Raw genomic sequence first — 22,023 nt, forward strand, 5'->3', positions numbered from 1 at the left:
GATTGATTTTTTTTAACTTTTATCCGGTCAATGCCGCCTATGCCGATGCAATCGGTGAAGCACCGGAGCACTCCGCTGCTTCAGCAAGCATGCGCATGAATCGACGTTCCATCGGTATCGGCCGCCAGGTTTTGCGAGTAGTGATGCCAATTGAGCGCGTAGAGTCCCTTATAAATCCACCTATCTGTGCAAGCCGCTTTGTTTGCAGAGGTAATTCGACCTGCCTCGGCGAAGCGAGCGTGAGGAAATCGCTCTGTGCAAGCAGATTGATCATGACCATGATTGATCCGCATTCCACGGGAGAGTCCGGGCGCGCTCTATGAGCGAACAGATTCTCCCAATGGAGGCGCAGCGGTGACAGCGGTGGCGCCACAATCCAGGGATAAGCAGCCAGAACATCGAGCGACGGCGCAGGATCCATCGCAAGCGGATGATGGCTGCCACACAGAATGACGACTTGATCATCGGACAATGCCTCCTGCTTCAGATCGTCCAGATCGTCATTCCGGATTTCACCGATGATCAGATCGATCAGGCCATCCTGAAGCTGATCGACAAGATCCTGCCAATCGCCTTCGGCGACGACGAAGCGTGCCCGTGGATTTTCTCCAATCATCCGCGTGATAGCTCTCGGTACGATGGTTGGGCGCGCGACCGGGAGGGCCCCGAAAGAAATTGTCGCGAGATGTTCGTCATCGCGCATTTCACCCACCATCGCACGCAGTTCACCTGCTGCGAGGCGAAAGCCCCGAACCAGCCGGTTGCCGGAAAAACTCAATAGCGTCCCTCGGCCGCGTCGATCAAGGAGATGCTTGTCCAATTTTCTTTCAAGGTCACCGACCGAGCGGTGCACCGAACTCGGGGAGAGTTTGGCCGCCTCAGCCGCCGTAGCGAAAGTTCCTGTTTCCGCCAGCGCCATTAGCGCACGAATATGCGTCATCGTGACCGCCCGCGCGGGATGCTCGATGCTACGTTGTGATTTGCTGACCGCGTCATCGAGATGTCGTAACGCAGCGCCTATGCGCTGCAGCGCCAATTTACCCTCTGGCGTGACATCTACCCCATCACTTTGGCGTTCGAATAACACGCATTCGAGCTGACGCTCGATCTTGGCGATACCCTGTGTAAGGGCCGACTGCGATAGGCACGCAATACGCGCTGCCGCACTGATGCTGCCGCACTCCTGCACGGTGACGAGCGCGCGCAGATGACGCAAGTTAAGGTCGAACGGATTGGCAATCACGGGCGCTGATTTTGCTCAGCGCATATGGAGACCGCCGTTGACATCGATCGTGGCCCCCACAATGAACCCGCCGCGCTCAGAAGCGAGTAGCGAAACTGCCGCCGCGATCTCTGATGGCTCCGCGAATCGCCCGACCGGAACCTGCTTGCTGATCTCATCGATCAAATGAGCCAGGCGCTCCTTTGCACTGGCGACGGGCCCCGGCGATACGGCATTGACGGTTACGCCCGTCCCGGCGAGTTGACGCGCAAAGTACCGTGTCAATGTTGTCGCTCCGCCTTTGGCGGCTGCATAGTGCGGCGACGCGACCGTCCCGCCATTGTGCGAGGCGAGCGACGTTATGTTCACGATTCGCCCGTAATTCCGGGATTTCATATACTTCGAGAAGATCTGGCAACTGAGAAACACGCTACGCATATTGATAGCTACGATCTCATCGAACTCCTCAGGCGTTATCTCTTCGACGGGCGTCCGTTTAGCATAGCCAGCATTGTTCACTACAATATCCAGCTTGCTCCAACGCTCGATCACCAAAGCGAGTGCATGCTCGAAGTCCTGCTTTTCACGGACATCCAGCTTGAACGCCATGGCCGTTTCACCGCTTGGATCAAGCTCTTTCGCCACAGCTTGGGCATTGCCGGGATCCAGATCGGTTACGGCAATCATCGCGCCCCCATCGTGGAGTTCGCGCGCGATCGCTGCTCCAATTCCGCGCCCGGCGCCTGTTACCAGTGCAACCCGGCCGTTAAAAGAAATACCGGATCTGTCATGTTCAAGCTTGATCATGCTATTTGCCTCTGGAATTTTTGTTGCCTTGAAAGCACCCGAAACTTCACGCCTGAGCCTGGTGCTTGAGATCGGATGGAAGCGCGAGGTGGAATCGCTCCGACATCGCGCTTCGTTCTCAATGAAAAGACGTAATGCCTGGCAAATCAGTCAGTCAGTTCCACGTTACTGGAAGGCCAGCGATGTGCTTTTTCGAGTTCGGCTTTGTAAGCGTCCGCAAACCCGGTAGCAGCATCCGCCCAGAAGGCCCCCGAACGAGCGCCGAAGTACACGTCCGGTGATGAGACGCCGGGTGCCGCGGCCTGATTTTCACGGAAATTGTGTAGTGCCTTTGTCAGACTTCGCCGGACAAAGGCGATCATCTGATCCGTTGGAGCCAAATGCTCAAAAGAGTGGTCGGTAATAGGACCCATGCTTTCGGTAATCGCCTGGTCCTGCATTGACGGATTGTCGATGCCCGTAAAATGGATCATGTTGCGCTGAGCTTCGCGATCAATACCCCAATCGTTGTGATATCCATCGACAGGTAGCCAGCGGTCGTACCAGCCGGTCCCATTCGGCTTGCGCCTGATCTTCTCGTACATCGCTTCTCCATTCTTCAGTTTGGTCGTGAAGAATGGATTGCCCTCGTCAACACCGCCGGTTATGTCGAAAAGCATGACATGCGTGTCGTCCATCGGCACCCATGCCCGTGCGATCGCGCGGGTTGAAAACAGGACGTTCGGCGTCATCGTCCAGAAAGGGAACATGAAATGGGCTGCGCGCCATGACATGCGGCCGTCCTCAGCCGGACGATAAGCGCCGTACATCGCGCCCCACTCCGCGGTTTGCACGCGATATTCCGGCGCTCTGTTGAGAACGGTGGGGCGCAAAGGCGAATCCTCCGGAAGATCTTCGGGTTGCAACGCACCGACATGCAGGAATCCTACATGACTGGTATCGATGTCTCCTTCGAGTGCCTGCAACCAGTTGCATTGCCGTTGCAGGCACCAGATCTTGCTGTCGGGAATCAGGTTCGCCTCGATCTCCGGGAGACGCGGTGGGTTCTTCTGATCTTCACCCATATAAACCCAAACCAGTCCATTTCGCTCAGTGGCTTTGTAGGCACGAGCATGAACCTTCTCCTTGAAATCGAGCCGATCCGGCACGCTTGGCATGTCGACACAATTGCCGTCTACGTCGAACTTCCATCCGTGATAGACACAGCGAATTCCATTTTCTTCGTTACGACCGACGAATAACGACGCACAACGGTGAGGACACCGATGATCCAATACACCGACCCGTCCTGAACTATCCCGGAAGGCGATCAGCTTCTCGCCGAGGATCATCAGCCTGACCGGATCGCCATCTGCCTTGACCTCGGTCGATAGCGCCGCCGGGAGCCAGTATTGACGCATGAATGTCCCCATGGGGGTTCCAGGTCCTACACGTAAGAGATCGCCAATGTCTGTCTTGTTCATGAATAGATGTTCCTTGGTCCAGTAATACGGGACAAGAACTGGAGAAGATTCCCGCCCCCCTTGTGAATGCACCGATTCTAGGAGCAGGTTCGTTGGTTGACCTATTAGAACGGTGATGTGGGTATTAGCGCAGCGGAACGAACGGTTCGGTTCGCGTCAGGCAAGCCGTTGAAAAGATTGACGTTGCTTATTCGTAAGTCATACGCGGACGCCATGTCATTTGACGGCTATGACGCGAGTTCGACATCGCGCACATTGATGCGCTACAGCACATCGTTGAAAAACGCATCCGGTTTGTCGTAGGGGTTGTCCTCAGGATTGACAGCATGAATCGTGCATCGCTACGATTGGTCCCACCAATTATGGTGGTCCAATTTGATGGAACCAATTTCAATTTCGTGCCATCGATTGGGTACCACGCCTAAATACAAATTCGGTTCGGAGATATGGAGACACAATGAAGAAACCTATGCTGGTGGCGATGGCGATCGCCGGCACAGCCGCTTCGGCGGCGCACGCGCAGAGTTCTGTCACGCTGTATGGCCTGATCGACCAAGGGTTCAACTACGTCAGCAACGTTCAGACGGGCCGCACCGGCGGTCAGCTTGCAGGCAAGCAGCAATATGCGATGTCGGACGGGGCGACCGGGATTGGCGGCAGCCGCTGGGGACTGCGCGGGAGCGAGGATCTGGGCAGCGGACTGCGGGCGATCTTCACGTTGGAAAATGGCTTCAACATCGACACCGGGGGGCTTGCTCAAGGAGGACTCGAGTTCGGCAGGCAGGCATTTGTTGGCCTCGCGAATCCCTTTGGACAAGTGACCGTCGGCCGGCAATACAGCATTGTCAGCGACATGCTCGCACCGGTCTCCGAAGCGGGCGAAATACCCGGCCACATGGGCGCAAACCCCGACGATTTCGACGATCTCGGTCACTCGATACGCATCAACAACGCGATCAAATTCAAGAGTACGCCGTATGCCGGCGTGACGCTCGGCGGCATGTATGCGGTGGGTGGTGTAGCGGGTGCGACGGGCCGCAACCAGGTTTGGGCACTCGCCGCTTCGTACGCGCAGGGACCATTCGCCGCGGCCGCGGGCTACCTGAATGCGCGCGACCCGAACCTGTCGTACTTCGGCACGAACGGCAATTCGGGCAACAACACCACCGACAACCTCGGCTCCTCCGGTTCAGCCACCGCTGCCCAGTCGAACCCGATCTACGCAGGCTTTGCATCGGCCGCCACCCTGCAACTGCTGGTCGCGGGCGCGAAGTATCACTTCGGCGCCGCGAGTATCGGTGCGACCTACTCTCATGCGGGTTTCGACGGCCTCGGCGACACCAGCGCAGGACCCAACTCGCTGCACTATGCAGGCAGCGCCGTCCTCAACAACGGTGAAATCAACGCGACCTATGCGTTCACGCCGGCTTTCAGCGTGAACGCCGCGTATAGCTATACGCGCAAGGCGAGCGTGGGCGCATATGGTGGTGCGACCTACCATCAGGGCACGTTGTCGAGTGCGTACTTCCTGTCAAAGCGTACGGAGTTGTACGCGCTCGCGATCTATCAGAAGGCGAGCGGGACGGATTCGCTTGGTCAGAGCGCCGTCGCGTCGATCACGCAACTGACTCCCTCTTCAAACGACCATCAGTTGCTCGTGCGTCTGGGCATCGTGCATACGTTCTGATTCGCAGACCTAGCAAGCACGAAAAAAAGGTCGGCTCGTTTCAAGCCGACCTTTTCTTCTGTTATGCGAGCGGTATTGCGTGCATGTCTTACTTCGTTTTGCGTGCCCGTTTGACTTCGACGGGCTGCTCGTCACCGAGAATCTCGTTCCACGATTCGACAGCACGCGTGAAATGCGTTTCCATCAGCACGGTGGCTTTTTTTACGTCGCGCTTCTTCACCGCTTCGTAAATCTTCACATGCTGCATCGCCGAGATCGCACCTCGCTCCGGATCGGCAAACAGCGCAAAGCGGCGACTTTCCGAAATACGGTAGAACGAACTGAGCAAGTGCACCAGCACTTCGTTGTGCGTACAACGTGCAAGCGCCATGTGGAAGGCCGTGTCCTGCACCGAAATGTTGCCCTTGTTCGACAGTACTGCCTGCGTCGCGTCTATCACGGATGCGAGGATGTCCAGATCCGGCGGAGTGCGGCGCTCGCACGCCAGTTGCACTGCGCGCATCTCGAGCGCCCAGCGTACTTCAAGCGTCTCCTTGACCTCTTTCATCGACGGCTCGGAGCCCATCTCGGTCAGCAGCACAATGGTTTCGAAGCTGCTGTCGGTGGACATGCGGCGCAAGTAGATGCCGGAATTCGGGCGTGATTCGACGACCCGCAGGGCGCTTAGCGTCGAAAGCGCTTCGCGCAACGCGTTGCGACCCACGCCGAAGCGCTCCGCAAGCGCGCGCTCGGACGGCAGACGCTCGCCGCTCTCGTAGCCACGCTCCTTGAAAAACGCCAGCATCTTGCCGACGAGCTCCGAACGTGAGGTCGATTCGCGTGCAACGGGAGGCGTTAGTTCCATGTCACCAAAAAGGATAAAGTCGCAATGACGGTAGCGAAAGATTATACAGACAGCCTCCTTCCGTCAGCCCCGAAGTTTTCATGCCGAAAGCCGCCATTGCAGCAGGCTGTAAGGCGTCGTCGCATCGGCATGATGTTCGAACACCCCGGTCACCGCCGCGCCAATTTCGACGCGCTGATGCGGGTCGCCAAGCAGATTGCCGAGCATCCGCACGTTACCGGCATGTTCCAGCTCAACCAGTATCACCAGGTAGGGCACCGCCTGCGCGAGCGCCGGATGCGATGGATGCCAGACGCGCTCCCAACTGAATATGCGCCCGTACGGCGCTACGTCATGCCACGCGGGATCAAAGGCGTGACATGCATGGCACAGCCACTCCGGGCCGAATTGCCACGTATCGCAGCGCGTACAACGCTGTACGCGCAGCTTCTCTTCGCGCAGCCCTTCCCAATAAGGCGCAGACAGGCCGTCCGATTCAGGCTCCGGCGCAGGCAGTCCGGCGGGCAGATACCCCGGCGATGGCGACAACGAGTTCATAACACGGCCTCCGATCCGAACAGAAGACTGCTTGCCGGCGCCACCATCGGGCCACCGACCACCAGCGCCACGTCGTGTCGCGCAGCCTGGCTGGTCGACTCGCCGCGCACCTGGCGCGCCGCCTCGATCACCAGCTCGAAGCCGTGCACATAACACTCGCCGAGATTGCCGCCACTCGTGTTGAGCGGCAGCTTGCCCGACGGCGCGACGAGATTCTCCGGCGTCAGGAAATCGTTGGCTTCATCGGGACGGAAGAAACCATGCTCGCTTAGCGCCATCGCCACGCCTCCGGTGAAATTCTCATAACTCTGCACCACGCCGACGTCTGCCGGGCTCACGCGCGCCATCCGGTACAGGTCGCTCGCGACGCCGCTGTAGTTGGCGCTTGCATAGTGGGGCGCATTGTGCGGCGAGGCCGCTGCCCGCCAGTCGGCGCCGCTCGCTGCGCCGAGCAGATACACTGGCCGATGTGGAAAATCTTTCGCACGTTCGGCGGCCACCAGTAGCACAGCGCCCGCGCCGTCATTCTCCATACAGCAATCGAACAAACGAAACGGCTCGACGATCCAGCGCGATGCATCGTATGCGTCCGCGGAGAGCGGCTTGCCGGCCATCACCGCGCGCGGGTTGGCCTGTGCATGCTGGTAAGACGCGAGCGCGATCGCACGCAACGCCTCCCGGCCCACGCCATGCTCGTGCATGAAGCGCTGCACTTTCATTGCGAATTTCTGCGGCGGCGCGAGTACGCCGTACGGCATCTGATACGCCATATCGCCGGAGATCGTCGTGCGAGGCGCAGCTTGGCCGAAGCGGCCGAACTGCCCCTGTGCGAGCCCGCGATAGACGAGCACACACTGCGCCATGCCGCTCGCGATAGCGGCCGCACCGTTGGCGACTGCGGCGGCGCATCCACCGCCTCCGCCGCCCCATTGCATCGTTGCCGAGCGCAAGCGCTTCACCCCGAGCGCGGTGGCCACGCGCACCGCGTCGTTACGATCGTCGGCGAACGACGCGAAGCCGTCGATGTCTGCCGGATCAATGCCGGCATCCCTGCACGCCGCCAGGATCGCCTTGAGCAGCAGCTTGAACTCCGGGTCCGGCGCGCGGCCGACGCGGTAGTACTCGCTCTCGCCGACGCCGACCACCGCGACCGTGCCGCGCAGCGTCCGTTCGCTCATAACGAGGACGCCTCTGTATGCCCCTCGGCAGCAGCCAGCGGCTGCTGGCTGCTGTAGACGGCGCCGCTTTGCAGCAACGCATTCACGCGATCGTCAGGATACCCAAGCACACCGGTAAGAATCGCACGGCTGTGCTCACCGACGCGCGGCGCAGGCGACGGATCGGCGATCGGCGTCTCGCTGAAGCGGAACGGCAAGTTGATGTTCGGCAGCCAACCGAGATCCGGATGCTCGAGACGGCTCACGAGCTTGCGTTCACGCGCTTCTGGCGAGCGCAGCGCCTCGCCGACCGTGCGCACTTCGCCGCACGGAATTGACGCAGCGCGCATGCGCTGCTGCCAGTATGCCCACGGATGGAGAATGAACGCCTCGTCGAGGATGCGAAACAGTTCGTCGCGCCGCGCGATGCGGCCGTTGCGATCCGCGAGCACCGGATCGGCAGCCAGTTCCGGCATCTCCAGCACCTGGACGGCGAGACGATGGAAGATCTTGTTGTTGCCGCAATTGATGTAGAACGCTGTATCCGACGCCTTGAACACGCCCGACGGACATGTGTCGGGACTGGTGTTGCCGTGGCGACGGGGCTCCTCGCCGGTGAACAGATGCTGCACCGTCGCGTAGCCGGTCATCAGCACCGCGTTATCAAACAGCGAGACCTCGACCGCCTGGCCCTTGCCCGTGCGTTCACGTGCGACCAGCGCACCAAGGATTGCGTTGCTTGCCATCATCGCCGTGCTGATATCCATCACGGGCGACAGCGCGCGCACGCCGAGCCGGTCCGGATAACCGTTCATCGAGACGAAGCCGCTCTCGGCCTGCGCGATCGGGTCGAAACCGAGCCGGTCCGCGAACGCGCCTTCGCGGCCATACGCAGACACCGAGCAGTAAATGAGTTCCGGATTCAGTTCGCGGCAAGCTTCGTAGCCTAGGCCGAGGCGCTCCATGACACCGGTCGAAAAATTCTCCGCGACGATGTCCGCCGTCGCGACTAGTTCGAGCGCAATGCGCCGCCCTTCTTCGGACTTCAGATCAAGCGCAATGCTGCGTTTGTTGCGGTTCGCCCAGAGATACGGGCCGCCGATGCTGGCGTCCTGCGGATGCGCCGGCGGGTAATAGCGGAATTCGTCACCGCGGCCGGGCGCTTCGACCTTGATGACCTCGGCGCCCATGTCGGCGAGCATCATCGTCGCAAACGGTCCGGCGATGAAGTGCGTGAAGTCGACCACGCGGATGCCGGCGAGCGCCTGGGGTGCATTGGCCGGACGCGGTTCGTGCTCGGGAAAATCGTTGATCAGTTTCGACAGCATGGCGTTTCCTTGGTCGATGCGCACGAGGCGCACGTAAATCAGTGGTTTGCGTTCGATCGAAAGATCAGAGATCGAGCACCAGCGTCGGCGACAGCGATCCCGAGCAGCACACCATTACCGCGCGGTTCGCGGCCTTCTCCTCGTCTGTCAGGAAGTCGTCGCGATGGTCCGGCACGCCGTCAATCACACCAGTGCGGCAGGTGCCGCACACTCCTGCCGAGCATGCGTACTGCACGTCGACTCCGTGATCGAGCAGCGTGTCAAGAATCGTCTTGCCGGGCGCCACCTGAATGCGCCTGCCGTCGCTCTTGAGCACCACATCGAAGCCCCCGCCCGTCGCCGATTCACTGGCCGCCGCAAAGCGTTCGAAGTGCACTTTCTCGTGCGGCCGCGACGCGCACGCTGCGATGAATTCATCGACCATGCCGCGCGGCCCGCAGCAATACAGATGCGCATCGGCGGCCGCACGTTCGACCACGCGGCGCACGTCGAGCCGCCCGCCTTCGCTTTGCAGATGCATCGTGATGCGCGAGTCCGCGGCGCCGATCTGCGCGAGATCGCGGGCATAGGCTGCACGCGAACGCTCGCGAGCGGCATAGTGCAGTTGCCACGGCCCGCCGGTACGTTCGAGGCGCCGGATCATCGATACGACTGGCGTGATGCCGATACCGCCGCAGATGAACACCGATTCGCGCGCGTCTTCGGACAGCGGAAAATCATTCATCGGCATGCTGATGGTGAAACGGTCGCCAACCCGGGGCGAGCGATGCATCCACGTGGACCCGCCGCGACCCGCGACCTCGTGCTGCACAGCGATCACATAACGATGCCGCTCATGCGGATCGTTGACGAGCGAATAGCTGCGCACCCGGCTCTCGGGCAGATACAGGTCGATGTGTGCGCCGGCTTCGAACGGCGGCAGGACCGGTGTGTCGATGGGCTGGAATTCATAGGACGCTACGTCGTCCGCTTCAAGACGGATCTGCGTGAGACGGACGTCGATGCGCTCAGCGTTGTGTTGGGACATGAAGGTTTTATATTTCGCTAGCTGTCGGTGTGGGTCAGGGCGTATAGCCGAAGTCGGCGCCCAGGCGTGCGCGCATGTGTTCGGCACCGTCGGTCTGCCACTGCGCACCCGCGGGCAGCGTCAGCGACACCGCGCGCACCATCCACAGGTCCGGATCGTCGAGACGCAGCGGCGACACGCCTTCCGACGCGAGCTTGCGTACGTTTTCGAGCAACAGGCGCCGCGTCATCGCCACGCCGGTATCGCTGATGCCAAGGTTTTCGCGGCGGCGGTCGTAGATTGGCGCAACGCCCGACTGGCAAGCAGCGTCCTGCACCCACAATCCTGGCAGGCCCGAGAACCACGTCTTGGTCTGTGCGTCGTAATTGAACATGAACGCTGATTCGAGGTTGTACTTGGTCCAGTACTTCGCATATGGCTGCGTGACAGGCCGGGGCGCGAACGCATGCGCACTCGCGTGGCCTGTTTCGCGTCCCGCATGGCCGTCTTCGAATAGTTGTCGCGTCTTCTCGTAGAGCGGCGCGGCCGGCGTGTACGAGAACATCAGGCACAGCGTGTTCTCGTCGTCTATTGGCACCCATGCATGGCCGCTCAGTTCCGGATACTTCGATTGCGGCGGCACCAGCGTATAGAACGGAAACAGGAACTGGTTGACGCGCCAGTAGTGATGGGTGTCGTCGAGCACGCGGCGCGACGCGATGCTGATGCCGAAATCGCGCCGCTGGCATTCGAACACCGGACGCAGATCGCGCTTGGCAGTCCAGTCGTTGATCGAGCCTTGCGAATCGATGCGGCCGTGCAGGATCGGCGCATGCGCGGAGTCGATCTCGCCTTCCACCGCCTGCAGCCAATTGCATTCCTGCACGCGAAAGCTGAAGTGCACGTTTTCCAACGGCACCAGATTCCATTCCAGATTCGGCAGCGGCGGCAAAACGTCCGCACCGGCCTCGCCCATGTATGTCCAGACGATGCCGTTGCGCTCGCGGCACGGATAACTCTTGATGCGCACCTTCTCCTTGAGCCGGCTCTCGGCGGGTTCGGCCGGCGTATCGATCACGTGGCCGTCCACGCCGAATTGCCAGCCGTGATAGACGCAGCGCAACCCGCAGTTCTCGTTACGGCCGAAAATCAGCGGCGCACCGCGATGTGGGCACACATGATCGACGAGGCCGACGCGGCCTTCGCTGTCGCGGAACGCGATCAAGTCTTCGCCTAGCAGACGTACGCGCTGCGGCTGGCCGTCGAGCGTCAGATCCGACGAGGGCAGGAACGGCAGCCAGTTGAGGCGCATGTACTGGCCAGCCGGTGTTCCGGCGCCGACGCGCACCAAGGTCTCATTGTCTTCATGTGAAAGCATGGCCGTCTCCGTTGATTGCAAAATTGGTGGGACCAATTATATAAAGAATCCTGGAGCGGTCAACTGATTATTTCACGTTACCGGCAGATAACCAAACGGATACGCGGCGGACGAAAAAATTTTTACCAAGCCTTGTATCAAGCCTTAATTGTTTGTTTTTATGTACTTTTCTTTGATCTAATCTCAGCGACCGAGACCGAATCTCCCTCCGGCCGGACACTCTTTAAGGGATTTCCCGGGCTTTGACATTGTGCGAGACGGTTCTATATTGAGCCCACCAAATTGGTCCCTCCAAATTTGGCAAATAACAAAAGGAGATCAGTATGAGCGTGTCGTCCCAGTCCCCCGCCGTGGCCTCCGCGCCGAGGCCAGCTGCCGTGGCGGACGCCGAAGTCGACGGCACCCAGGTGGTGTCGCGCGTCGGGCGACGGTTGATGTGGTATCTGATTGCGCTTTATGTTGTATCGGTACTGGACCGCGGCAACCTCAGCTTCGCGTCGTTCTCAATGAACAAGGAACTGGGACTTACGCCGCAGATGTACGGCATCGGTGTGGGCATTCTGTTTCTCGGCTACTCGATATTCGAAGTACCCAGCAATCTCGCGCTCGCCAGGTACGGCGCGCGCATCACGCTTACGCGGATCGCGATGCTGTTCGGCATCGTGACGATGTCGATGGCGTTCGTCACTGGCCCCGGCAGCTTTTATACGGTGCGCGCGCTGCTCGGCATCGCCGAAGCGGGATTGACTCCTGGTGTGTTCCTCTTCCTGAGCTACTGGATTCCGCAGCAACACCGCGCGCGCTACAACGCAATGTTCTCCTACTCGATTCCGGCCGCGTACGTGGTCTCGTCGCTCGTGTCCGGCGCGATCATGCAGCTCGATGGCGTATGGGGCGTGCCGGGCTGGAAGTGGCTGTTTGTGCTCGAAGGTCTACCCGCCGTGGCGCTCGGGATTTTCGGCGCTTTCTACCTGACCGACCGGCCGCATCAGGCAAAGTGGCTCTCGAACGATGAAAAGAAGTGGCTCGCCGAACAGCTCGAAAGCGGCGACGCGTCGTCTGCCCACGGCATGCCATCGGGCGTCATGACGCTGCTGCGCCGCCCCGAGATGTGGGTGCTGACGCTCGGGTATGTCGGCATCTTTTCGGGTAACGCGACAGTCGGCGCGTGGCTGCCTCAGATCCTGCATCACACTGGCGTGCCGCTCGGCGTCATCGGCTTCGTTACCGCGTTGCCTCCGCTCGCGGGCATCGTCGGCATGACGTTCCTGTCGCGGCGCTCGGATCGCCGCAAGGAACGGGTGCTGCACACGGTCGCCTGCATGCTGATCGCAGCGGCCGGCTATACGATCGTCGCATTATCGACAACGCTTGCCGTCGCGCTCGTGGGCTTCATGCTTGCCAACATCGGCGTATATGCGTCGCTGGCGATCTTCTGGTCGATTCCCCAAACCTATCTTCCTGCGAAGGCCAAACCCGCGGTGATCGCGATCATCAGTTCTTGCGGCGCGATCTTTGGCGGCTGGCTCGTGCCGATGATGGTAGGCCGTGTGCAGCAGCAGGCGCACAGCCTTGCCGCGGGCATGATCGTGGTGGCGGCCTTCTTTGTCATATCGTCTGTTTGCGTATTCTTCGCGGGCCGGCGTATGGCCGCTCATGCGTGAGACAGGAGTCGCGATGAAACAAGGTCCACTATCAGGCGTGCGTGTCATCGAGTTCAGCGCGCTTGGCCCCGTGCCGTTCTGCACCATGCTGCTAGCCGACATGGGTGCCGACGTCGTGCAAGTCGCACGTGCGCGCGCCCACGTCGATCCCAGCAATTTCATGCAACGCGGGCGCCGGGTCGTACCGCTCGACCTCAAAGATCCGGGCGATCGCGACACCGCGCTAGAACTCGTGGCACACGCGGACATGGTGCTGGAAGGCAGTCGTCCCGGCGTCATGGAAAAGATCGGGCTCGGCCCGGACGTCTGCCTCGCGCACAATCCGCGCCTGGTGTACGGCCGCATGACCGGCTGGGGCCAGACGGGGCCGCTCTCGGGCACAGCAGGGCACGACATCAACTACATCGCACTCACCGGCGCGCTCAATGCGATCGGCCCCACGAACGGCGCACCGGTGCCGCCGCTGAACCTCATCGGCGATTACGGCGGGGGCGCGATGTTCCTCGCGTTTGGCGCGCTCTGCGCGCTGTGGGAAGCGCGCGACAGCGGCCAGGGCCAGATCATCGACTCGGCGATGGTCGACGGTACCGCCATGCTGATGTCCCTCTTCTGCCGCCTGCACGCGCAAGGCGAATGGAATGACGCGCGCGGCACCAATTCACTCGACGGCGGCGCCCCGTGGTACAGCACGTACCGGACAATGGATGATCGTTACGTCGCAGTCGGCGCGCTCGAAGAGCCGTTCTGGCAAGCGTTGCTCGTGGGGCTCGATGTCGCACCCGACAGTCTGCCGCCACGCGCCGACAAAGCGGGCTGGCCCGCGATTCGCACTGCGCTCGCAGAGCGCTTCGCGAGCCGCACTCGCGACGTGTGGGCCGCGCATTTCCGGGATTCCGATGCGTGCGTGAGCCCGGTGCTCGGCTTGCACGAAGCCGCAATGCACGAGCACATGGTCGCGCGTCGAACCTATAGCGTCCACGGCGATAGGCTGCAACCGGCGCCGGCGCCACGTTTGAGCCGGACGCCGGCGTTTACGGCGGGAACGTCCAAGGTCAGTAGCGCCGATGCCGTGCTCGGCGGATGGCGAGATGATCCATCGAGGCATTGAAAGCTCAGGCACAACTTTCATTCGCCGAATCACCCGCTCTTACCGGTCTTGTGCATCGTACTGGCTTGGCCATTGAGACATATTCGAGGTAAGCCAGTCACTCGTCGCGGCGCTGCGCTATTACCTTCGGTGATTGCCGACAATATGGATATCGGACACCAAAGAAAGTGAAATCTGCGCCAGCCGAGTGCAAAAATACCGACGCAGTTCGTGACAAACCCGGGTGGCAGACATCCATCGGACGCATGCTCTCGTGACGGTCGCGGAAGGTCATCGTCGCTGGTCATTCTTCTGAAACGTCACTTCCGCATTACGCCGGCCGCGGCACGGTGGTCGAGGGCGCACTGACGGGGGGCGAATCGCATCGCGACTAGAAACGCGGCGGTCGATACAAGCGAAACTCCTAGAATTACCCACTCGACTAACGCATAGTCTCGCTGAATGGTCCAAAGCGCGGCAGCCGAAATGGGCGCAATGCCTTTGGCGATGTTCGACGGAGCGGAGAGCAAACCGCTGATGGCCCCATAGCCCTCGGTCCACATCACATCCTGCACAATCGTTCCACGCAGGATTGTCATCATTCCATTCGCCCCTCCGTACACGAGACCGAACAGCATCAACAAGTAAGGTGAGGTTCCCGCGTACAACAGCACGAGAACGGAAACCGGAAACGCTGCTGTGACGATCAGGCCGATCAGCGCTGGCCGCACGTTGCGACCGGTAGAAAACCAAAGCGCACGCGCGGCCACCTGAGCGGGACCGATGATTGCCATGGTGGTCAACAGCCAACCCGCTGGGACCTTGCGCGCGACCATGAGCGGCACCAGGTGGAACGTCAGCGCCGCGAACGTGGCGTAGTACGCAGTGAAGCACACGGCCAACGCCCAAAACGTCGGCGTGCGCAGCGCGCGTTGCGTCGAAGTCATGTTCGCAGTCTTCAACCGTGCCCTGTGGCCGGCCGTTACACCGGTCGCGTCGTTCCGTTTGATCGCGGTCGCGTGAATGGGCAGACTGATCGCGATGTTCACCGCAGCGAGGAAAATCAGTGCGGCTCGCCATCCGAACCAGTCTACGAAGCCTTGCGTCAGTGGGATAAAGACCGTGCTGGCGAACCCGGCGACCAGCGTGATGAGCGTTATTTTTGTACGGAAGCTACCGGGGTAATCGCGCGTCACTACGGCGAACACCGGATCGTACAGCGTGGCCGCCATCGACACACCCAGGCCGACCCAAACAACAAACAGCGTAGGCAGCGCATGAGCTTGCGACCACAACAGCAGCATGGCTGTCGACAGGATGGAACCCGCCATCATGATTTTCCTGCCGTGGCCGTGGTCGATCCATATGCCGATCGGATAAGCCGCGAATCCGGAGACAAGGAGGCCGAGCGATAAGGCCGCATTGGTGTCCGTGCGGCTCCATCCCATCGCCCGCTCCATTGGGACCACGAAGAGGGAAAACGCGTAATAGACCGATCCCCATGACACGAGCTGCGCGATGGCGAGCGCCCAAGTCGCGCGGTGACCGCCGGGGTCTGCGTTTTCGCTTCGGTGGTCAGCGGGTAGGCTCGACATGCGACCTCAAAGGGATAGAGCGCGATGGATATCCGTCGCGGAGTCTGCTTGGCCGATGCGGAAAGCTCCGCAGCAGAAGTGACGTGCGGACATTAACGCCGACGCTATTGACGAGGCCAAGCCATCTTGAGTCTTGCCAACCGTTCGAGCGTCCGGCGTCTCGTCATTGGTTAGAAGCCCGATGCCGTTCATGTCACAAAACCGGGTGAACTGTTTTCCCTGATAGAGATGGCGCACGCGGCGCAATGCACCTGAAAAACTGCGTTCACTGCTGTCGTTCATCAACACTGCATAGAGCTTGATGCCGTCGTCAGAGAAGCGATTGCGGGTTCGTAGGAGCGGTGTTTCCCAGTCGCAACGCGGAATCCGAAATAGCACTGGCACGTCCAGCAGCAACACTGCGGCGGCCGTCGTGCCGCCAAGGACGAAGCGCATCATGCTCTGATGTTCCCTCCGAGTAGCAGTCAAAACCATAGATTCCGCTTGCTGCCCGGACTCTCGGCCAAGCGCTCGAGAGAGCGCATCAGCCAACGTCGAGGCGGAGGCACTGGACGCTGGCAAACGACTCGGCGCATTCGGTCCACTGATGTCCAGATTTCTCATGTCGTCGGAGACCCGGGGGGCGCCCAACCGCAGCGCAATGAAGGCTCGCATCGAGTTGCGGTGCAATTCGCCCGAACCAGACAACAGCGAACAGGTATTGCTCTCGGCATTTGCCATGATCTACCTCCCAGTCATGCCTCTTGCTCGCGAAGCGCTTGATCAGGCTGTCTTGCCTTCATACCAGCGTTGCGAGCGATTGACGACGCCGACCACCAGCAACATGACCGGCACCTCGATGAGCACGCCGACCACGGTAGCCAGCGCCGCGCCCGAGTGGAATCCGAAGAGGCTGATCGCGGTGGCCACGGCCAGCTCGAAGAAATTGCTTGCGCCAATCAGGCTTGACGGTCCGGCTACGCAGTGAGCGACACCCAGCCTGCGATTGAGCAGGTACGCCAAGCTCGAATTAAAGAAGACCTGGATCAGGATAGGCACGGCCAGCATGGCGATGACCAGTGGCTCGTGAACAATGGCCTCTCCCTGAAAAGCGAACAGGAGCACCAGCGTGGCGAGCAGTGCGGAAATTGAATAGGGACCGAGCTTTGCCACGACACGCCCGAAATGAGCCGAGCCCTTCGCAAGCAACGAACGTCGGATCATCTGCGCGAGAATGACCGGCACGATGATATAGAGGCCGACTGAGGCAATGAGCGTATCCCACGGCACTGTAATGGCCGATAGCCCCAGCAGAAGCGCGACGAGCGGTGCAAAAGCCACGATCATGATGGAGTCGTTCAGGGCCACTTGTGACAGCGTGAAATACGGGTCGCCCTTGCACAGTTGCGACCAGACAAACACCATCGCGGTACAAGGCGCGGCTGCCAGCAGGATCAGGCCAGCGATATAACTGTCGAGCTGGTTCGCCGGCAGCCACGGCGCGAACACGTGGCGGATGAAGATCCAACCGAGAAGGGCCATCGAAAACGGTTTGACGAACCAGTTGACGAATAACGTCACCCCGATGCCACGCCATTGGCTTTTCACCTGAGTCATGGCCGCAAAGTCGATTTTCACGAGCATGGGGATAATCATGATCCAGATCAGCACCGCCACCGGCAGGTTAACGTGGGCAACCTCCATGCGGCCGATGGCTTGAAACGCGCCCGGCAATAGTTGGCCGAGCACAATGCCGCTGACGATACACAACGCCACCCACACCGTCAGGTAGCGCTCGAAAAATCCGATAGCGGGTCTCAATGCAGCACCGGTATGTTCAGTGCTGCTCATTGGGTCCCTCGGCGGGCCGTTCACCGATCGCGCGCAACTCGCGCTGAATGGCGTTGCTGTCCAATACGTGCAGGGGCAAGTTCACGAACTGGCTCACCCGGCCAGCTATTTGCCGGTAGACCTTGCTGAACACCTGGCGCTTTTCTTCATCTGTGCCCTCGAACGCAGCCGGGTCCTCAAAACCCCAATGCGCGGTCATCGGTCTGCCTGGCCAGATTGGGCAGATTTCGCCGGCGGCCTGATCGCACACGGTAATGACGAAATCCATATGCGGCGCGTCAGGCGTGGCAAATTCGTCCCAGCTCTTGCTGCGAAGTTGTGCCACGTCGTAGCCGAGCGACTCGCAGCGCTCTATGGCAAAAGGGTTAACCGTTCCACTGGGATCGCTCCCTGCGCTATACGCCCGGAAACGCCCCTTGCCCAGTGTGTTGAAAAGAGCTTCAGCCATAATGCTGCGCGAGCTGTTACCTGTGCACAGGACGAGAATTGAGTACTGTCTGTCGGTCATCCGCGATTCCGGAATTCGATGGTGGACGCAGTCGGGGTGCAACAGGCATCCGACGAATGATGGGGTTCATTTCTTGACTCGCCGTAGGTGGGCGCGGCTGCGAGTGTCCTGAAGGTTTCCCATGCCACCCCTTGTGGGTCGACGGTCCAAGCCTTGTTCGACTTCGCGTAGCAGCAGGTCGCGCCCGTCTGCTCTTGCACGGGCAGGTCCGCGGCGGCGAAGCGAGCGTTCATCTCTGCCAGTTCCTCATCGGTCTCGACCTGGATTCCGACATGGTCGACACCGGGTTTTGCGCCGCGCTGCGAAATGGCGAAGTTGACCGCTGGGTCCTTCAGCTCCCATTTGCAATAGTCGTCTTTGAGTACGCTCGGCTCAACGTTGCCAAACATCGCGCTATAGAAGCGGATGCTCTCACTAAGGCTTTGAACAGACACGTGGATGTGCATCCGTTTCATGATTCATCTCCGCAGCAAGCGGGAGGACTGCTCGCTGCGCATGCCGCGCCGGCACAGCAGTTCTCGGTGAGAAAACCCACGAGGCCGTTCATTGCGTCGAAATTGGCCGAATAGTAGATAAAGCGCCCTTCCTGCCGAGCTTTCACGAGGTCTGCGTGTGACAGATCCTTGAGATGAAAGGACAGACTTGAAGGCGCGAGGCTGAGTTGTTGCGCAATCTCGCCTGCCGGTATCCCGTCGGGGCCGGCGACTACGAGCGTTCGGAAAATCGCGAGTCGCGATTCGTGTGCAAGAGCGCTCAAGGCGCGTACGACGAGGTTCGAGTCCATGGCCGTAGCATAGATCGATCTATTCCATATTTCAAGTATTATCGAAATATGGATCCGACTGAACCGTGCCGCGTACGTCAACGAGGCCTGGTGGGCGAAGCGATTGCGCTGCTCGCGCTGGCGGTTGGTGCTCTTTCACACTTTCCTTCCTTTGCATCGCCATCATTGCGTCGGCTGGGCACGCCTTATTTCCCGAGGGTAGTGTGGGCAGGCCCTGGCAAGTCAGGATGAAGGCCTCACGGTCGACACATTCGAGCTCACCCGTACCTGCGGCGAGCGCGCTCAAACCCAAGCAAGGTACTTCAACGAGGCGAACCAGGAAATCTACGCGGGAACCAAAGCCTCGACGTTTGTACCCCCTCGTTCATGGAGGGCGTTACCGTGCGAACTGCCATTCAACAGTTAATGACGTATTTCGAGTCCTCTCTTGGACACCAGGATTCAAGTTCGGAGCAATCCGAAGAAGTCCGGAAAACCCCGTAAATCCTTGTGATTACGGGGTTTTTTTGTCTTTTGCGGTCCGAGATGTTCCTGTTATATCCAGCGTTTTTGCGTATACCCGTTTCATGGGCAAAGTCATGCCGGATACGTCGAACCGAAGTCGGAATTGGCGTTCGCAACGCCAAAACAGGGCCGAAGCCTTACCTTCCTGCCGGATGGCCCGGGCCGTTCCCTGCGCATACCGTCGCAGCAGAAAAAACATCCTTCAAGAAGGCGATCATGCATCGCGGGCAACCACCGAAAACCATCATGCTCGATGGCTATGCGGCCCTGCACGCGGCTCGGTGCGGGGCCACATCACATCCATAAGATTCAGAGCGGCAATTCACGGACCGGCGCACCGTCAAGCCACGCCCGGATCGCTTCCACAATCTGCGGATAGGCGGTGCGGTAAGTGTTTTCGGTGACGTACCCAATATGCGGCGTCGCCAGCACGTTGGGCAGAAACCGGTACGGATGTCCAGGCGCCAGCGGTTCTTCGTCGAACACGTCGAGTGCCGCGCCGGCAATGCGCCGTGCCTGCAATGCTTCAATCAGCGCCGCTTCGGAGACGATCGGCCCACGCGAAGTGTTGACCAGATACGCGCTCGCCTTCATCAACGCCAGTTCGCGCTCGCCGACCAACCCGCAGGTGCGCTCGCCGAGTTTCAGGTGAACGGAGAGCACATCCGCGTCGCGAAATAACTGATCTTTGTCGACACGTTCAACGCCATGTTCGGCGGCCCGCTCGGCCGTCAGGTTCTGGCTCCAGGCAATTGTGCGCATCCCGAATGCCTGACCCAGGCGCGCCACCGCCTGCCCGATACGGCCAAGTCCCAGCAAACCGAGCGTCTTGCCGTTCACGTCCACGCCGAGGCCAACCTGCCAGCCGCCAGCGCGCACCGAGGCGGCTTCTGCATGCACGTTGCGCGTGATGGCAAGGATCAACGCCCACGTAAGCGCCGGGGTGGCCGCAGCGTCGCCGCCGGTAGTACCCGATACGACAATCTGCTGCCTGCGCGCGGCGTGCAGGTCGATCGCCGCGTTCCACATGCCGACGGTGACGATCAGCTTGAGCCGTGGGAGACGCGCGAGCAGTGCGGCGTCCAGGCGGGTGCGCTCGCGCATTAGCACGACTGCGTCGAATGGCGCGAGGCGCGCGGCGAGCGAATCCGGATCGGCGACATGGTCATGAAAGAAAACGGGCTGCGCCCGAGGCGCGAGACTGGCCCAGTCAGCGAGAGGGCGGGCCGTCTGCTGATAGTCGTCGAGCACCGCAATGCTCGCTACAGCGGAATGTGACATGTATCTGGTTCCTGTCGTCAGTGAGAGATGACGACCTTGCCGAAGAAGGCACGGTCATCGAAGTGGCGCCACGCATCAAGGGCACGCTCGAACGGGAACAAGCTGTCGATGACCGGCTTCAGGCCGGACGACGTAACGGCACGCACCAGGTCCAGCAGCCCCGAGCGGTCGCCGACCGAGATCCGGTAGAAAACGCCGCCACTGCGAAACAGGTCGTTGAAATCGACGCCGGAATGGCCAGAGGCAAGAAAGCCGATCAGCGCGACTTCGCCGCGGCTGGCCACGGCCTTGATCGACTGTTGGAGCGTGCCCTCGCCCCCCACCTCAAGCACCCGATCGACGCCACGTCCATCGGTGAGCTCGCGGACCCGGTCGCCCCATGCGGGCGTCTCGATGTAATTGATGACTTCATCGGCGCCGAGCGCCTTGAGCCGCGCCGCCTTGTGGGCGGAAGAAGTCGTAGCAATCACGCGCGCGCCGAGCAGTTTGGCAAGCTGGACCGCGAATACGGAAACGCCGCCGCTGCCCTGCGTCAAGACCGTTTGTCCGGGGCGCAGCGGCCGCAATCCGGATAGCGATGTCCATGCGGTCAGCGCCGCGCAAGGCAGCGTTGCCGCTTCTTCGAACGACAGGCCCGGCGGAGCCGCCACGACCGCTTCCTGGCTGACGACCTTGTATTCGGTCAGCCAGCCATCGCGATGCGAGCCGTAGCTCTCCGTGCCGAGTGTAGGCGGCGGATTGCCGCCGTACCAGCGCGGATGAAATGTATTGATGACCCGGTCGCCGACCTTGAAGTCGATCACGTTCGTACCCACGGCGACGATCTCGCCGGCGGCGTCGCTGAGCGGAATCAGGCCGGCCTGCTGCGCGCGCAGGTAGCTGCCGTGGACCATTGCGATGTCGCGATAATTGAGCGACGACGCGCGCACCCGGATCAGCACTTCGCCACGCTGAGGCTCGGGCGTGGGTTCCTCATGAAGCGTCAGATGGTCGAGACTGCCGGCTTGATCGAAGCGATACACTTTCATCGAATGACTCCCATGCGAAATCGCGCGACGCGGGCCCCTCGAAGGAGAACGGCGGCGTCCGGTCGTTGCGCGAGTGGTCAGTCTAATGGGATCTTTGCGAGGCTGCTTGCCGAAGCCCGGCCGGCCGCGCAAGCGCCCTCGCGCTATTACTAGAGCCCTACAAATAACTGGGCGTGATATCGGTGCCTATGCGGCTTTGTCGACGGAAGCACACCGGCCCTCAGTCAGGGTCGGGCGGACAAGGTTCTGTCGTAGTAAGGATGTTGGGTTTAGCAACGGTAATATAATATGCAATGCTTACTTATACATAAAA

Annotated in this window: 20 protein-coding genes and 1 pseudogene; 4 read left to right on the forward strand and 17 right to left on the reverse strand. The window is 60.6% G+C overall.

Annotation, left to right across the window (positions count from 1 at the left end):
• Positions 1 to 37 precede the first annotated feature (37 nt).
• The 3 genes from ACSQ8V_RS11115 to ACSQ8V_RS11125 all read right to left on the reverse strand — a co-directional run bounded on the left by ACSQ8V_RS11115 (position 38) and on the right by ACSQ8V_RS11125 (position 3,492).
• Positions 38 to 1,243 (reverse strand): LysR family transcriptional regulator, encoded by a 1,206-nt coding sequence (locus ACSQ8V_RS11115; RefSeq protein WP_436205747.1) that lies wholly within the window; start codon positions 1,241 to 1,243, stop codon positions 38 to 40.
• Between the two features lie 15 nt (positions 1,244 to 1,258).
• A complete protein-coding gene (locus ACSQ8V_RS11120; protein WP_213761580.1) occupies positions 1,259 to 2,029 on the reverse strand; it encodes an SDR family NAD(P)-dependent oxidoreductase in 771 nt (256 codons plus the stop codon).
• 146 nt (positions 2,030 to 2,175) lie between these two features.
• Positions 2,176 to 3,492 carry a Rieske 2Fe-2S domain-containing protein gene (locus tag ACSQ8V_RS11125; protein WP_436205748.1) on the reverse strand — a complete coding sequence of 439 codons (1,317 nt, stop codon included), beginning with the start codon at positions 3,490 to 3,492 and terminating at the stop codon, positions 2,176 to 2,178.
• A 457-nt stretch (positions 3,493 to 3,949) separates the two neighbouring features.
• Here ACSQ8V_RS11125 and ACSQ8V_RS11130 point away from each other — a divergent pair, with 457 nt between their 5' ends.
• The gene (locus tag ACSQ8V_RS11130; protein WP_436205749.1) at positions 3,950 to 5,179 is read left to right on the forward strand and encodes a porin; all 1,230 of its coding nucleotides are present in this window, start codon (positions 3,950 to 3,952) and stop codon (positions 5,177 to 5,179) included.
• Between the two features lie 88 nt (positions 5,180 to 5,267).
• Here ACSQ8V_RS11130 and ACSQ8V_RS11135 read toward each other — a convergent pair whose 3' ends face one another.
• The 6 genes from ACSQ8V_RS11135 to ACSQ8V_RS11160 all read right to left on the reverse strand — a co-directional run bounded on the left by ACSQ8V_RS11135 (position 5,268) and on the right by ACSQ8V_RS11160 (position 11,429).
• Positions 5,268 to 6,023: a FadR/GntR family transcriptional regulator gene (locus ACSQ8V_RS11135; RefSeq protein WP_436205750.1), complete on the reverse strand. Its 756-nt coding sequence runs from the start codon at positions 6,021 to 6,023 to the stop codon at positions 5,268 to 5,270.
• 78 nt (positions 6,024 to 6,101) lie between these two features.
• The gene (locus ACSQ8V_RS11140) at positions 6,102 to 6,560 is read right to left on the reverse strand and encodes a Zn-ribbon domain-containing OB-fold protein (RefSeq protein WP_436181944.1); all 459 of its coding nucleotides are present in this window, start codon (positions 6,558 to 6,560) and stop codon (positions 6,102 to 6,104) included.
• Positions 6,557 to 7,738, reverse strand: coding sequence for a thiolase C-terminal domain-containing protein (locus tag ACSQ8V_RS11145; RefSeq protein WP_436205751.1), 1,182 nt, complete (start codon positions 7,736 to 7,738; stop codon positions 6,557 to 6,559). The genes ACSQ8V_RS11140 and ACSQ8V_RS11145 overlap by 4 nt, the downstream gene beginning before the upstream one ends.
• Entirely contained in the window at positions 7,735 to 9,045 is a 1,311-nt protein-coding gene (locus ACSQ8V_RS11150; protein WP_436205752.1) for a CaiB/BaiF CoA transferase family protein, read from the reverse strand. The genes ACSQ8V_RS11145 and ACSQ8V_RS11150 overlap by 4 nt, the downstream gene beginning before the upstream one ends.
• A gap of 64 nt (positions 9,046 to 9,109) precedes the next feature.
• Complete coding sequence (locus ACSQ8V_RS11155) at positions 9,110 to 10,072, reverse strand: PDR/VanB family oxidoreductase (RefSeq protein WP_436205753.1); 963 nt, start codon at positions 10,070 to 10,072, stop codon at positions 9,110 to 9,112.
• 34 nt (positions 10,073 to 10,106) lie between these two features.
• Complete coding sequence (locus ACSQ8V_RS11160) at positions 10,107 to 11,429, reverse strand: Rieske 2Fe-2S domain-containing protein (RefSeq protein WP_436205754.1); 1,323 nt, start codon at positions 11,427 to 11,429, stop codon at positions 10,107 to 10,109.
• A gap of 323 nt (positions 11,430 to 11,752) precedes the next feature.
• Between ACSQ8V_RS11160 and ACSQ8V_RS11165 the strand changes: the two genes are divergently transcribed.
• Both ACSQ8V_RS11165 and ACSQ8V_RS11170 read left to right on the forward strand, forming a co-directional pair.
• Positions 11,753 to 13,093, forward strand: coding sequence for an MFS transporter (locus tag ACSQ8V_RS11165; RefSeq protein ID WP_213761589.1), 1,341 nt, complete (start codon positions 11,753 to 11,755; stop codon positions 13,091 to 13,093).
• A gap of 13 nt (positions 13,094 to 13,106) precedes the next feature.
• Positions 13,107 to 14,201 (forward strand): CaiB/BaiF CoA transferase family protein, encoded by a 1,095-nt coding sequence (locus ACSQ8V_RS11170; protein WP_436205755.1) that lies wholly within the window; start codon positions 13,107 to 13,109, stop codon positions 14,199 to 14,201.
• 299 nt (positions 14,202 to 14,500) lie between these two features.
• Here the strand turns inward: ACSQ8V_RS11170 and ACSQ8V_RS11175 are convergent, their stop codons facing one another.
• The 6 genes from ACSQ8V_RS11175 to ACSQ8V_RS11200 are packed head-to-tail and all read right to left on the reverse strand — an operon-like array spanning position 14,501 to position 18,897.
• Positions 14,501 to 15,775, reverse strand: a complete 1,275-nt coding sequence (locus ACSQ8V_RS11175) for an MFS transporter (RefSeq protein ID WP_436205756.1) — start codon at positions 15,773 to 15,775, stop codon at positions 14,501 to 14,503.
• Positions 15,776 to 15,781: 6 nt separating this feature from the next.
• Positions 15,782 to 16,495 (reverse strand): hypothetical protein, encoded by a 714-nt coding sequence (locus tag ACSQ8V_RS11180; RefSeq protein ID WP_436205757.1) that lies wholly within the window; start codon positions 16,493 to 16,495, stop codon positions 15,782 to 15,784.
• 42 nt (positions 16,496 to 16,537) lie between these two features.
• On the reverse strand, positions 16,538 to 17,605 hold the full coding sequence (gene arsB / locus ACSQ8V_RS11185) for an ACR3 family arsenite efflux transporter (protein ID WP_436205758.1): 1,068 nt from the start codon (positions 17,603 to 17,605) through the stop codon (positions 16,538 to 16,540).
• A complete protein-coding gene (locus tag ACSQ8V_RS11190; protein WP_436205759.1) occupies positions 17,592 to 18,113 on the reverse strand; it encodes an arsenate reductase ArsC in 522 nt (173 codons plus the stop codon). The genes arsB and ACSQ8V_RS11190 overlap by 14 nt, the downstream gene beginning before the upstream one ends.
• Complete coding sequence (locus ACSQ8V_RS11195) at positions 18,110 to 18,568, reverse strand: ArsI/CadI family heavy metal resistance metalloenzyme (protein WP_213761595.1); 459 nt, start codon at positions 18,566 to 18,568, stop codon at positions 18,110 to 18,112. The genes ACSQ8V_RS11190 and ACSQ8V_RS11195 overlap by 4 nt, the downstream gene beginning before the upstream one ends.
• Positions 18,565 to 18,897, reverse strand: a complete 333-nt coding sequence (locus ACSQ8V_RS11200) for an ArsR/SmtB family transcription factor (RefSeq protein WP_213761596.1) — start codon at positions 18,895 to 18,897, stop codon at positions 18,565 to 18,567. The genes ACSQ8V_RS11195 and ACSQ8V_RS11200 overlap by 4 nt, the downstream gene beginning before the upstream one ends.
• Before the next feature lie 684 nt (positions 18,898 to 19,581).
• Here ACSQ8V_RS11200 and ACSQ8V_RS11205 point away from each other — a divergent pair.
• Positions 19,582 to 19,680, forward strand: a pseudogene (locus ACSQ8V_RS11205) (IS6 family transposase); the annotation flags it as partial.
• A gap of 30 nt (positions 19,681 to 19,710) precedes the next feature.
• On the opposite strand, the gene ACSQ8V_RS11210 reads toward ACSQ8V_RS11205, so the two are convergent.
• Both ACSQ8V_RS11210 and ACSQ8V_RS11215 read right to left on the reverse strand, forming a co-directional pair.
• Entirely contained in the window at positions 19,711 to 20,682 is a 972-nt protein-coding gene (locus ACSQ8V_RS11210; protein WP_436205760.1) for a D-2-hydroxyacid dehydrogenase family protein, read from the reverse strand.
• Positions 20,683 to 20,699: 17 nt separating this feature from the next.
• Positions 20,700 to 21,710, reverse strand: a complete 1,011-nt coding sequence (locus ACSQ8V_RS11215; protein ID WP_436205761.1) for a zinc-dependent alcohol dehydrogenase family protein — start codon at positions 21,708 to 21,710, stop codon at positions 20,700 to 20,702.
• Positions 21,711 to 22,023 lie beyond the last annotated feature (313 nt).

The organism is Caballeronia sp. LjRoot31, from assembly GCF_964253885.1.
GTDB lineage: Bacteria > Pseudomonadota > Gammaproteobacteria > Burkholderiales > Burkholderiaceae > Caballeronia.